This is a genomic window from Segatella sinensis (assembly GCF_040095255.1).
In the GTDB taxonomy this organism is placed as follows: Bacteria; Bacteroidota; Bacteroidia; order Bacteroidales; family Bacteroidaceae; genus Prevotella; species Prevotella sinensis.
The window spans coordinates 25,273-37,466 of the sequence record NZ_JBBNGE010000013.1; the positions used below are offsets into that span (position 1 = coordinate 25,273).

Here is a 12,194-nt window from a genome sequence, read left to right on the forward strand (position 1 = left end):
ATTTTTGCCACAAATATACGATTTTATTTTTTATGTTCCAAGTTTTTGCAGGGTTTTCTTGCAATAATAGTTCAAATTACTTGGTTTTATGGTGCTTTTTATTACCTTTGCATAGGTTTTTCGAAAATAATCTATGTTTTGCTTAGTTTTTTGCTTGGCTCAACTGTATAGATAATAAGTAACAGAAGAAAGAAAGACTGATGTATATGAAAAAATGGATTATAATTTGTGCTTGTGTGGCTGTTTTTCAAACCATATTAGCCCAGCGCATCACCCGACAATATAATAATGTGTCGTTCTCTGCGGCGTTGAAGGATTTGAATGCCCGCCAGCATAAGTACACCATCAACTTCGTGTATGATGAACTGGAGGATTTCAGGGTAACCAAGAGCATCAGAAACCAGAGTGTTCCCGATGCCATCATGCAGCTGATAGGATTCTATCCCATCAGGATGACGCAGGTGGAGGATAATATCATGGTGGAGTGTACGCAGAAGACTCCCACCAAGATGATAGGCCGCATCTTCGACAATAAGAAACGCCCTGTAGATTTCGCCAATGTAGCCCTGCTGAATGTCCGTGATTCTTCATTGATAAATGGCGGCGTGACGAATGAGAACGGTCAGTTCGTGATTCCCTGCGAGGCGAGAAAGGCGATAGTAAGAGTAAGTTGCGTGGGCTATATTACGGCAAGCAATACATATAATATAGGCAAGATAGGGACAATAACTCTGAAAGAGGCAACAATGAACCTGCAGAAAATTGTAGTGAAAGGACATCGACAGCCTTTCAGAATGACTTCTGAAGGATTGGTGGCTCAGGTAGAAGGTACATCCTTGGAGAAAATGGGCTCGGCAGAAGATGTTTTGAAACATCTTCCGAGAGTGATGCAGAAGAATGGAGAAATAGAAGTCTTGGGCAAAGGTAAACCTTTGATTTATATAGATAACAAGAAAATCAAGGGAACCATTGATCTCGATAGATTGAGTTCTTCTGACATCAAACATGTAGAGGTGATAACCGAGCCGGGTGCTGAATACGATGCAACCTATCAGTCTGTCATCAGAATCAAGACGACAAGAAAAAAGGGAGAAGGACTGGGATTGACTTATCGCCAGGTCTATCAGCGCAATCATCAGAACAATCATCGTGAAGTCCTCGATTTGAACTATCGCTATCGGGGATTGGATATCTTCTCCAATTTGTATGGCGGTTTGTCTCAGGGCTATCAGGATCAGCATAATGATAACAGACTCTACGGCAAGACGCTCATGAATATCAATGAAGACTTGATTATCAAAAACAAGAGTTACTATACCAGTGGAAGTCTTGGTTTTAATTATGTTTTCAATGATAGGCATTCCGTGGGTGCCACTTACGAGGTGAACATCAATCCTTATAGTCGGGGTGGATGGAATTCGCTGATGGATGTCTGGAAGAATGGCTCCAAGACAGAAAGCTATACAAATGATATGTATTGTCGTTTCAAAAGCCGACCTACGCAGGATTTTACGGCTTATTATGCCGGACAGATAGGAAAGATGAGCATAGAATGGAATGGGGAAATATATCTTCGTAAAACAGGACAGACTCAATATTCTGAAGAAACAGGAATTGAGGGCGGAGATTCTCGTACGATAGAATCTGATTTCACGGCTGATAGTTGGATGCATGCTTCTAAGCTGGTGCTGAGTTTTCCGGTATGGAAAGGTACCCTGAAGGTTGGTAATGAGTTTACCGAAAGTTGCCGTGCCAATCTTTATACTATAGATGAACAGGGAACTGACTTGCCAGGCAAGACGGACGACCAGGTGAAGGAAAGTAATCTTGCAGCCTTTGTTTCTTATGGATTGAGACTGAACAAGGTAGAACTGAATGCTGGTCTCAGATACGAACATGTTTCTTCCAATTACTATAATACAGGTGGTGATTATTGGAGCGAGGAGAATAAGGATTATTTCGTACCCGACCAGAGTCGTAAGTACGACCATTTCTTTCCGAATGTGTCCTTGACCTTTCCTATCGGGAATGTGAAAATGAATATGGTTTATAAGGTGACGGTGAGTCGTCCTTCCTATAGTCAGTTAAGTAGTAACGTGCAATATAATAGTCGCTATTATTATCAGGGTGGAAATCCATTGCCAAGTCAACCTTCGAACATGGCATAGGGATTAATTTGGGATATACATGGTTCCAGTTTTTTGCCAACTGGCGTTATCTTGTAGATCCTTGCTATCAGGTGATAGAACCGTATCATGACAATGAGTTAATCAGTATGTACATCTTTCGTAATTTGAATCATACTCAGGTTTGTTACGTGGGACTGACGGCATCGCCGACGATAGGATGGTGGCATCCTACGTTGGACGCTGGTATGAGAAAGCAGTTCCTGACCATTGGTGGTAAGGCATACAGCAAGCCGATATTCATCGGCTCTTTCAATAATGCGTTTTCACTACCATGCGGTTGGACGCTTAATCTTGATATGAGTTGGAACACGCAGGGCCATTCTGCGCTTCCGCTTTTTATATGGCACAAGGAGGAGTGGACGTCTCTTTGCGTAGAAGTTTTCTTCACGACCGCCTGAATGTCATTTTGGCGGGCAATGACCTCTTTGCGACGATGCGCAATTCCACAAGATTGGTATATGGTACCAGCGATATCTATACCAGAAAATATACGGATACCCGAATGTTCATGTGCTCATTCAGCTATAAGTTTAATGTTAGTAGAAGCAAGTACAAGGGTACGGGTGCCGGTAATACTGAAAAGAGCCGCTTGTAGTTCTTGTTAGGAAGAAACTCTCTTAACAAACAATGAATATATGACAATCGGTCAAGCGAAGGCAAAACCATATTGGTTTGCTCTTTGCTTGACCGATGTTTTTTACTTCTCTTCTGTTAGATACTCCTTTATTTGTTGTGCTCTAGGCGGTTTTTATCTCTACTTCGTTCTCTCATATACTAAGATTTTATCACGTTCTACTGATTCCTGTGCAAAAGGAAGTAAGTTTCCTTCTGAGACCAAATCAACTTTTCTACCTAAGAGTTCTTCCAAATCACTCCACATGCCGAAGAATTTTAAACCTATAGGTTTACTCTTGTCCAAAGAAACCATAATATCGACATCGCTATCCTTCGTTTCTTCCCCTCTGGAGAAAGAACCGAACAGCCAGGCTTTCAGTACGGGTTGGGTGCTGAAATAATGGCGTAAAGCTTCTATGATGGCTCGTTTACCCATAATATAATGATGTTGTTTCTTGGTGCAAAGATACACTTTTTATTCGAAAGAGCAAGCTTTTTTCTAGTTTTTTATTACCTTTGCATAGGTTTTCCGAAAATAATCTATGTTTTGCTTAGTTTTTCGCTTGGCTCAACAGTATAGATAATAAGAAACAGAAAAAAGAAAAACTGATGTATATGAAAATACTTTTTCGTGTGCGTATAAGCTCGATGTTAAATCAAAAAAGAATCTGATATGAAACCTTATAGATACCCCCAAAAATAACGTCCCGATGTAGACTTTACCACATGGCGACGTAATCTTTCCTACATCACGACACAGATATTCCTGCGTCGCCATGTAATTTCAAGGGCATCGGGAGAGATTACACGGATTCTTTATGAGATTATAATCGCTTCATGTAGCTTTTTCCAGAAAGAAACTCTCTTAAAACAATGAATATATGACAATCGGTCAAGCGAAGGCAAAACCATGTTGGTTTGCTCTTTGCTTGGCCGATGTTTTTATTAAGCCACTTTTTCCCCTTGTTTGTACAGGAAATCTGGGGCAAAATCAATTCCATTGTACCATTCCAAAGTCCAATGGGTAAGTCCAAATTGAATAAACTTATTCATGTCTTTAAGTTCTTCTCGCTTATTGCCTTTTAGTAATGGGAGAAAGTCAATGCGTCTTGTTTCGCCATTACTGAACTTTAAGTCCATGGTATAATCCTTAATGTAATCAACATCAACGATTCTTATTAAATCAATGTCAACCATAATTCAACTTATTTAAGAGGTTCAATTTTTATTATTTCCTTGCCTTCCTGTAATCGCTTCCAATTCATTTCAAGTTCGTTTTGATGAATCTCCATCCACTTGAATACGTCTTTAAGTACCTTTTTAGGCAATTCTCCTTTTACGATTCCATCTTGTATGGTAATAATGGCTTCGTAGTCTCCATATCTCACATGAAAATGTGGAGGATTGTGATCATCTCCAAACATGGCAATGATAATTCCGAAAAAACGACTTAGTTCTGGCATAATCTTTATTATTTTTTGGCAAAGATAAAAAAAACTATTGAATGTTCCAAATCTTTTTATTACTTTTGCATTGCTTTTCCAAAAAAAATAGAAGATTTCTTCATTTTAGGGGTAATTGATTTCAGGAAAGCTTGTATATAAGAGTAGAAACAAGAAGAAAATGACGTGATGACAGAAGAAAATGAACAGCGGATGGAACGGCTGTTTCACGACCATTACGAGCAGATGTATCGCTTCGCCTTTGCCTTGCTCCATGATAATGAGGAGGCGAGGGATGTGGTGAGCGACGTGTTCTCCAGATTGTGGGATAAACAGCTGATTCCAGACCGGGCTTACCTGATGCGGAGCGTGAAGAATGCCTGCATCAATCTCATAGCCAGAAAGAAGAGAGATGAAAGACTGAAACGGCTTCTCCCTCTCTCGGAAGAGAAATTGACGGAGGAAGAACCTTCTCGCCTGGAAGAGCGATGGCAGGCTGCCGTGGATTGCATCGACCATGACCTGACCGACCAGACAGCTTCCGTTATCCGATTGTGCTATCGGGAAGGAATGTCGTATAAGGATACGGCGGAGGAACTGGGCATCAGCGTCTCGGCAGTGAACAAGCATATCGTAAAAGGTTTGCGAACGCTCAGAGAAAAGTTGAAAGGAAAATAATAACCCTAAAATGAAGAAAGGAAAAGAAAATGAAACATGAATTATCTGACATAAATCCTCAGAAGATGGATTCTCAGAAATGGGATATGCTCCTCGATCTCCTGGAGCATCCCGAAAAGTATTCCGAAACCCAGAAGGATGAACTTCTGGGCGATGAGGAAGTGAATGAACTCTATCAGCAGCTGATAGAGACCCGACAGTCTCTGGATTTCGCCAAGCCGAAGGAAGGGATGAAGATGCCTTCGATTGATGCAGAATGGGAGAAGCTGAAAGATGAGATGAAGCTGAAAGATGAGATGAAGCTGAAAGAAGAAAAGCAGCAGAAAGAAGAGATGAGTCAGAATGCAGAAACCCAGCAAACCGCCAAGTTGTTTCCTCTCTGGAGCCCGATGAGAAAGGTGGCTGCCGTTGCTGCCGTCCTTGTCGTCTCCGGCATCACCTTTGCTGCTATTCATCTGGTAACCCGTTCCCATCAGCCATCTGATAAGAACAATACCGAACTCGTGGCATCCCGAAAGGATTCTATCCAACAGGTTTCTGCTCCTCAGAAATCCAACATAGAAGAAAAGGCAGATTCTGCAAGTCTTGCCCAGCTCCCATTGGTTTACGAAAACGCTGAGCTTCAGAATATCCTGACTCCTATTGCCGGGCATTTTCATCTCCAGGTAACTTATCAGAACGAGTCGGCTCGCCACATTCGTCTCTTCCTGCAACTGGAGAAGGACATGAGTCTGGATGATATCATCGAACTGTTGAATCATTTCGAGAAAGTGAATATTCGTCATGAAGGTCAAACTTTAATCGTGGAATAAGATGAAAAGATTAAGATATATCATGCTGCTGGCAGGTCTGATGAGCCTTTCTCTTCAGACCATCTATGCCCAACGCATCACCCGCAGCTTCCGCAACACTTCTATGTCAGAAGCGCTCACCATCCTTGCCAAGAGCACCAAGGATTATCGTATCAACTTTATGTATGATGAACTGGAGGATTTCACGGTTACAACGAGTATCGTGAAGCGAACAGCTCCGGATGCCATCCGCCAGATTATGGGCTTCTATCCGATGAAGATGACGATAGATGGCGAAAACATCTTTGTGGAGTGTACGCAGAAGACTCCCACCAAGATGATAGGTCGCATTGTAGATGCGCATCATCGCCCTGTAGATTTCGCCAATGTTGCCTTGCTGAATGTTCGTGACTCTTCATTGATAAATGGCGGTGTGACGAATGAGAACGGCCAGTTTGTGATTCCCTGCGGAGCCAGAAAGGCGATAGTAAGAGTTAGTTGCGTGGGCTATCATACCGCTGTTGATACTTATAATACAGGTAAGATAGGTTCAATTACTCTGAAGGAGGCAACGATGAACCTGCAGAAGGTGATAGTGAAGGCGGTTCGCCCCAAGACAAAACTAACTTGCGAGGGATTTCAGACCCAGGTGCAGGGTACAATACTGAGTGATGCGGGTATGGTTGCCGACTTGTTGAAGCAGGTTCCAAGAGTGCGTGTGGATAAGGATGGAAACTGTTCGGTGTTTGGAAAAGGCACACCGGAGATTTATGTCAATGGCAGAAAGCTGACCGACAAAAATGAATTGCAAACCATATCTTCCAAGGATGTGAAGAACGTGACGGTTATCACGACTCCTGGTGCGCAGTATGATGCCCAGGTCAATTCGGTGATTCGTATAACCACGGTCAAGAAGCAAGGTTATGGATGGAGTGGTAATTTCCAGGCAAAATATGGTTTTGCCATGAAGAATACCTGGCAAGAGCAGGCTAATCTCAATTACCGTGTGGGTGGACTGGATGTATTCGGTGGATTGATGTGGTCAGATTCGTATTTCTATGATAAGTTGGGATTGGATGAATATATCAATGGTAATCAGCATCAGATATATCAAAAATCAATAGGGCGCATAGATGCTAGAGATTATGGACCTGATGCCAATCTGGGTTTCAATTATGAATTCAACGAAAATCATACCATCGGTCTGAAATATAAGTTTGGTTCTGGCTATACCAAGTATTTTACTGATCAGAATAACTATTCCATCTTTCAGGATGGAGTTCACCAGGGAGATGTAAATTATCTCAACGATGAGTCAGATTCTAAGCAGACTCCTATTCATCAGGCTGACTTTTATTATGATGGTAAGATAGGCAAGTGGAGTATAGACCTGAATGCATCAGCGTTGTGGCGGACGAAAGACCAGATACAGAAAGCCACCGAAACCAGTTCTGAGTTGGGCGACCAGATTGTATGTTCAGATAGCCATACCAAAGGAAAGTTGCTTGCCGGTAAATTGGTTGTTTCTTATCCTTTGACCGACCAATTGAACATAGACTTTGGTTCGGAATACACAAATTCTGATAGTCATACCAACAACCAGAACGAGGGTGGTGTGGCTGCATCCAATGATTCCAGAATCAAGGAACAGAACATTGCCACCTTTGCTGAGGCTGCATGGTCGTTGGGTGATTATTCTCTGAATGCCGGTGTGAGATATGAGTATGTAAAATCAGACTATTATGCCGAAGGAGTGCTCAACCCGGATATGAGCAGAAAGTATGATAATGTATTTCCTAATGTATCCTTGGGATATGACAAGGGCAAGTGGCATTCTTCATTGAGTTTCACGGCGAAGACCTATCGACCAAGTTACTTCCGTCTTTCCGGTTATACCCGATATACGAGTCGTCATACCTATGAAAGCGGTAATCCGAACTTGCGACCAACGGATGCCTATCATCTGGAATGGGATGCGCAATATTCCTGGTTGAGTTTCTCTGCAGAATATATTTACAACAAGAAAGCTTCGGTATATATGATGAAGCCGTTCCAGGGCAATAAGGATATAGCCCTGTCATATTACGAGAATGTAGATAAGATTCAGAACCTGAAGTTCTATCTTGAGGCTACTCCGGTGATAGGCTTATGGCATCTTGACTATACGGTAGGTCTGGTCAATCAGTTCTTTGATGCCAGCAAATACGTCAGCGACTATAATGCCAATCGTCCTTTTCTCTATCTGGATTTGGAGAATACCTGGGTATTGCCACATCATTGGAAGGCTAGATTGGAATACGCTTACCAGTCGCGTAATTATCGCGAATTGGGTGTCAACTATGCATGGAATTCCCTGGATGCGTCTATTTCCAAGTCGTTCCTGAACAACCGACTGGTTGTGAGATTGGAAGCAGAGGATTTGCTTCATGGTCAGAATCAGAGTTGGCAATATAATAATTCGTATGCGCACTTCACCAGAACCGGTATAGATAATACCCGCATGTTCTTGGTCAATGTAACTTATAACTTCAATGCCACCAAGAGCAAGTATAAGGGTACGGGTGCTGGTAATGCAGAAAAGAGCAGATTATAGCTCATTTTTAAAACACGGACAAATTCAATTTGTCCGTGTTATTTTTTTCTGTGGTTTTGGAGTCAAAATCAGGCTTTTTCAGCTTTGTTTCCTATAGCTTTTCTCCCCGTAACTCTATGACATTTGGATGTTAACTCTATGAGTTAGGTTTTTTAACATAAAGCTCTAAAGCAGCCAAAGGAGAATAAGAGAGGTTGGAACGTAAACAGTTGGGAATGAGTAGATTTGCACAAAGTTGCCAAATCGGCATAAAGCAAGCGAGTGAGGAATATTGAAGTAGTTCAGTTACTAAATCGTGAGCCACAGTTACCTATGCAAAGCAGGTAACAATGCGGAAAGGCAACTTTGTGCATCAACGGATTTTATTGCGCTGATTCTCAATGTTTTGCGTATCAAGGAACGCTTACAAAATGATTATATTTGCACACTCAAAATGTAAGCGTTATGAAAATCGAAAAATTCAAGGTGTTGCTCTACCTAAAAAAGAGCGGAATGGACAAGAATGGAAAAGCTCCCATCATGGGACGCATCACGGTGAACAGGACTATGGCGCAGTTCTCCTGCAAGTTGTCTTGCACTCCATCGCTTTGGAATCCTCGTGCCAGCCGATTGGAGGGCAAGAGCAAGGAAGCCGTGGAAACCAACAAGGACATCGGGCAGTTGTTGCTTTCCATCCAAAAGGCTTTCGATGTGCTTGTGGAAAAGAGAACGGACTTCGAGGCTAAGGATGTCAAGGAGGCTTTGCAGGGCAGCGTCAAGACACAGACCACCCTTCTCTCCTTCGTGGACGAGCATATCAGTGAACTCAGCACCCATGAGGGCATCGATATGTCGAAGAGCAGTGTCTGGACTTACAGAAAGATTCGCAAGAATCTCGCTGAGTTCATCGGGGAGAAGTATAGGTTGACTGATTTGGCTTTCGGACAGCTGACCGAGCCTTTCATCAGTGACTTTCACCATTACTTGCTTGACGAGAAAGGCTTTTCATCAGGAACCATCACCATCTATGTGTCGCTCTTCAAGAAGATGTGCCGCATCGCCTTTGAGCGAGGCTTGTGCAAGAACCTGCTGTTCGCCCATTATCGGGTTGGCACTCCAAAGGTTACGACACCCAAGGCTCTCAGCATGTCTGATTTCATAAAAATCCGTGATGCGGAACTGCCCGAAGACAAGCCGAGACTATCCGTTAGCCGTGACCTGTTTCTTTTCGCCTGCTATGCAGGAACAGCCTTCATAGACACCGTTTCCATCACGAAAGCCAATGTCAAGGTGTTGGAGGATGGCGACAAATGGCTCATCTATAACCGCAAGAAGACCGGAACACTTGCCAGGGTGAAACTCCTGCCCGAGGCGTTGGAGCTGGTGGCGAGATACGAGGACGGGGCAAGAGATACCCTTTTCCCATTGCTGAGCACGAATCGTGTTCGTATCGATCTCATCACCATCTGCAAGTTGGCGGAAACGAGCAAGACCTATTCCTACCATTCGGGACGACACTCGTTCGCCAGCCTCATTACGCTGGAGGCTGGTGTGCCGATGGAGACCATCTGCAAGATGCTCGGTCACAAGGATGTGAAGATGACGCAGCGGTATGCGAGAGTGACCCAAAAGAAGCTGTTTGAGGACATGGACAAGTTCATCGCTGCAACCGAGAAGGACTTCGTTCTCGCATTATGAACAAGGCTTTCAACTTTTCTTTTTACAGTTTCAACTACATTATTATATTATAAGGACAACAACTATGAGCAGAAGTACATTTTCAATTTTGCCTTACATCAACAGACAGAAGGTGAAGGCAGACGGAACAGCCAACATACTTTGCCGCATCACCGTTGACGGCAAAAGCGCAGCCATTTCCACAGGCATATCCTGTACACCACAGGAGTGGAACGCCAAGAAGGGAGAGGTACGGAACGCAAGGGACAACGGACGATTGGCAAGTTTCCTTGCTGAGGTCAAGGATAAATACAACTCACTTCTTACCGCCAATGGCATCATCACCGTGGAAATGCTGAAGGCTGTGTTGAAGGACAAGGACACGACAGGAAGGTTCTTGCTGAACTTTGGTGATACCATCGTGGAATGGTATCGAACCTCAAAAGCCAGACAAACCTTTCTGCACAAGCGAACATGGCAGAAGAACCTGAGAGCCTTTGTCCATTCGTTGGATAAGGACGACATCGCCTTTGAGGACATAGACGAGAATTTCGGAGAGGAATACAAGCTATTCCTGAAACGAGACCAGGGACGCATCGACAGCTACGTGAACCATTGCCTTCTCTGGCTGAACATGTTGATGTACAAGGCAGTGGACAGGAGCATTATCCGCTTCAATCCCATAGCCAGGATAGGGTATGAGAAGAAGGCAGCCCCGAAGATGACCCATATCAGCAAGGCAGACTTCATCAAGATGCTCTCTACCCCGATGGCTGACGAGCGAACGGAGCTTGCACGCAGATGTTTCATTTTTGCCTCGCTCACCTCCTTATCCTATATAGATGTAAAGAAACTGTACCCTCACCATATCGGGGAGAACTCCGAGGGTAGGAAGTTCATCCGCAAGGAAAGAGAGAAGACAGGCGTGGAGTTCTTCGTGCCGCTCCATCCGATAGCCGAGAAGATTCTTTCGCTCTACAATACCACGGACGACAGCAAGCCTGTTTTTCCACTGGGTGAGAAGAAAGACATCTATCTTGATGTGCATACCCTTGGAATGGTGCTTGGCATAAGTAATAAGTTGGGATTCCACGCCAGCCGCCATACATTCGGAGTCTTGATGCTCAACGAGGACATTCCCATCGGCAGCATAGCCAAGATGATGGGACACGCAGACATCACAAGCACACAGGTCTATGCGCAGGTGACGGAGCAGAAGATTTCAAATGACATGGATAAGCTTATTGCCAAGCGAGAAAGGAACAGATTATCGAACGAAAAAACTATTGGAAAATGAACAGAGGAGTTATAACTATCAGCGAGAGCGGAACGGTATCCATGCCGACCGATACTGTATGGATGACCATGCAGGAGATTGCCGACATGTATAATGTGTTCGGCTGCTATGTGCGCAAGGCTGTCAAGGCTGTATTCAAGGACGGCATTCTGAAAGAGCAGGGTGTACGCCGTCATGTCAGGAAGAACGACCGCATCAGCTATGATGTGTATAGTCTTGAACTCGTCATTGCGGTATCCTTCCGTATTGACAGCATTGAGAGCAGAGCCTTTCGGGAGTTCATCATGCAGTCCGTCATCGGCAGACAGACAAGCCGCACTAAACTGGTCTGTATCTTTACAGAGAATGCAATGGCATAGACCTGCCATAAAGCAACGTTCCTTGGAGGCTTTGCGCCTCCAGCCACTTGGGCGAACCACCGCAGTGTGTTTTAGCATGGTATTAGATTTATACAGGTAACACAAATGATACCCGGCAAACACGAACAACTCGGTATAGCCAATAAAACGAGGCGACAACCTATAACAGCCACGCTCGGTAAGTTATACGTTGTCGCCTTGTTCATTTCACACACTCATCAAGGATATTCTCCTATACACCTTTCATTCTGTACGCCTCACGATAGTTAGCCATCAGAATCTTCTGAATGTCGGACTCGCGGTAGAGTATCTTTCCGCCAAGCTGGATATACGGGATGACACCGTTGTTTCGGTAGTCCTGCAGGGTTCTTCTGCTCAGTTGCAGCCTGGCACAAAGTTCCTTGTCCGTCATGAACCGCTCACCGCCAAGCATGGGGCGGTAGTTCATCACGGCACGTTCAAAATTGTCAACCATTCGGTTGAGGTGGTTCACGATGTGGTTCATCCACTCGCTGTTTCTTGTCATTACTTCATTGCTCATAGTTGTCTCGTTTTATTATTGATACTTACGTTA

At 43.9% G+C, this 12,194-nt stretch carries 13 protein-coding genes; 9 read left to right on the forward strand and 4 right to left on the reverse strand.

Going from position 1 to position 12,194, the window contains the following annotated elements; genetic code table 11:
• Positions 1-206: 206 nt before the first annotated feature.
• Genes AAAT87_RS05485 through AAAT87_RS05495 form a run of 3 tightly spaced genes read left to right on the forward strand, consistent with a single transcriptional unit; the run spans position 207 to position 2,784 of the window.
• A complete protein-coding gene (locus AAAT87_RS05485) occupies positions 207-2,168 on the forward strand; it encodes an outer membrane beta-barrel protein (RefSeq protein ID WP_349225866.1) in 1,962 nt (653 codons plus the stop codon).
• Between the two features lie 8 nt (positions 2,169-2,176).
• The gene (locus AAAT87_RS05490) at positions 2,177-2,587 is read left to right on the forward strand and encodes a porin family protein (protein WP_349225867.1); all 411 of its coding nucleotides are present in this window, start codon (positions 2,177-2,179) and stop codon (positions 2,585-2,587) included.
• A complete protein-coding gene (locus AAAT87_RS05495; RefSeq protein ID WP_349225868.1) occupies positions 2,557-2,784 on the forward strand; it encodes an outer membrane beta-barrel protein in 228 nt (75 codons plus the stop codon). Before AAAT87_RS05490 ends, AAAT87_RS05495 begins: the two co-directional genes overlap by 31 nt.
• A 159-nt stretch (positions 2,785-2,943) precedes the next feature.
• Here the strand turns inward: AAAT87_RS05495 and AAAT87_RS05500 are convergent, their stop codons facing one another.
• From AAAT87_RS05500 to AAAT87_RS05510, 3 genes are all read right to left on the reverse strand, one after another.
• Positions 2,944-3,240: a nucleotidyltransferase family protein gene (locus AAAT87_RS05500; RefSeq protein WP_296974497.1), complete on the reverse strand. Its 297-nt coding sequence runs from the start codon at positions 3,238-3,240 to the stop codon at positions 2,944-2,946.
• 509 nt (positions 3,241-3,749) lie between these two features.
• Positions 3,750-4,004 (reverse strand): DUF2442 domain-containing protein, encoded by a 255-nt coding sequence (locus AAAT87_RS05505; protein WP_349225887.1) that lies wholly within the window; start codon positions 4,002-4,004, stop codon positions 3,750-3,752.
• Positions 4,005-4,009: 5 nt separating this feature from the next.
• Complete coding sequence (locus tag AAAT87_RS05510; RefSeq protein WP_294967729.1) at positions 4,010-4,267, reverse strand: DUF4160 domain-containing protein; 258 nt, start codon at positions 4,265-4,267, stop codon at positions 4,010-4,012.
• A 168-nt stretch (positions 4,268-4,435) separates the two neighbouring features.
• On the opposite strand from AAAT87_RS05510, the gene AAAT87_RS05515 reads away from it, so the two are divergent.
• From AAAT87_RS05515 to AAAT87_RS05540, 6 genes are all read left to right on the forward strand, one after another.
• Positions 4,436-4,924, forward strand: a complete 489-nt coding sequence (locus AAAT87_RS05515) for an RNA polymerase sigma factor (RefSeq protein ID WP_349225869.1) — start codon at positions 4,436-4,438, stop codon at positions 4,922-4,924.
• 29 nt (positions 4,925-4,953) lie between these two features.
• Positions 4,954-5,736: a DUF4974 domain-containing protein gene (locus AAAT87_RS05520; RefSeq protein WP_349225870.1), complete on the forward strand. Its 783-nt coding sequence runs from the start codon at positions 4,954-4,956 to the stop codon at positions 5,734-5,736.
• Between the two features lies 1 nt (position 5,737).
• Positions 5,738-8,308: an outer membrane beta-barrel family protein gene (locus AAAT87_RS05525; RefSeq protein WP_349225871.1), complete on the forward strand. Its 2,571-nt coding sequence runs from the start codon at positions 5,738-5,740 to the stop codon at positions 8,306-8,308.
• 444 nt (positions 8,309-8,752) lie between these two features.
• The gene (locus AAAT87_RS05530) at positions 8,753-9,985 is read left to right on the forward strand and encodes a phage integrase SAM-like domain-containing protein (RefSeq protein ID WP_294967721.1); all 1,233 of its coding nucleotides are present in this window, start codon (positions 8,753-8,755) and stop codon (positions 9,983-9,985) included.
• A gap of 64 nt (positions 9,986-10,049) precedes the next feature.
• Positions 10,050-11,261, forward strand: coding sequence for a site-specific integrase (locus tag AAAT87_RS05535; protein WP_294967719.1), 1,212 nt, complete (start codon positions 10,050-10,052; stop codon positions 11,259-11,261).
• Positions 11,258-11,620, forward strand: a complete 363-nt coding sequence (locus AAAT87_RS05540) for a virulence RhuM family protein (protein ID WP_288770415.1) — start codon at positions 11,258-11,260, stop codon at positions 11,618-11,620. The genes AAAT87_RS05535 and AAAT87_RS05540 overlap by 4 nt, the downstream gene beginning before the upstream one ends.
• Before the next feature lie 232 nt (positions 11,621-11,852).
• On the opposite strand, the gene AAAT87_RS05545 is transcribed toward AAAT87_RS05540, so the two are convergent.
• Positions 11,853-12,161, reverse strand: a complete 309-nt coding sequence (locus AAAT87_RS05545) for a helix-turn-helix domain-containing protein (protein ID WP_008628594.1) — start codon at positions 12,159-12,161, stop codon at positions 11,853-11,855.
• Between the last annotated feature and the right edge of the window lie 33 nt (positions 12,162-12,194).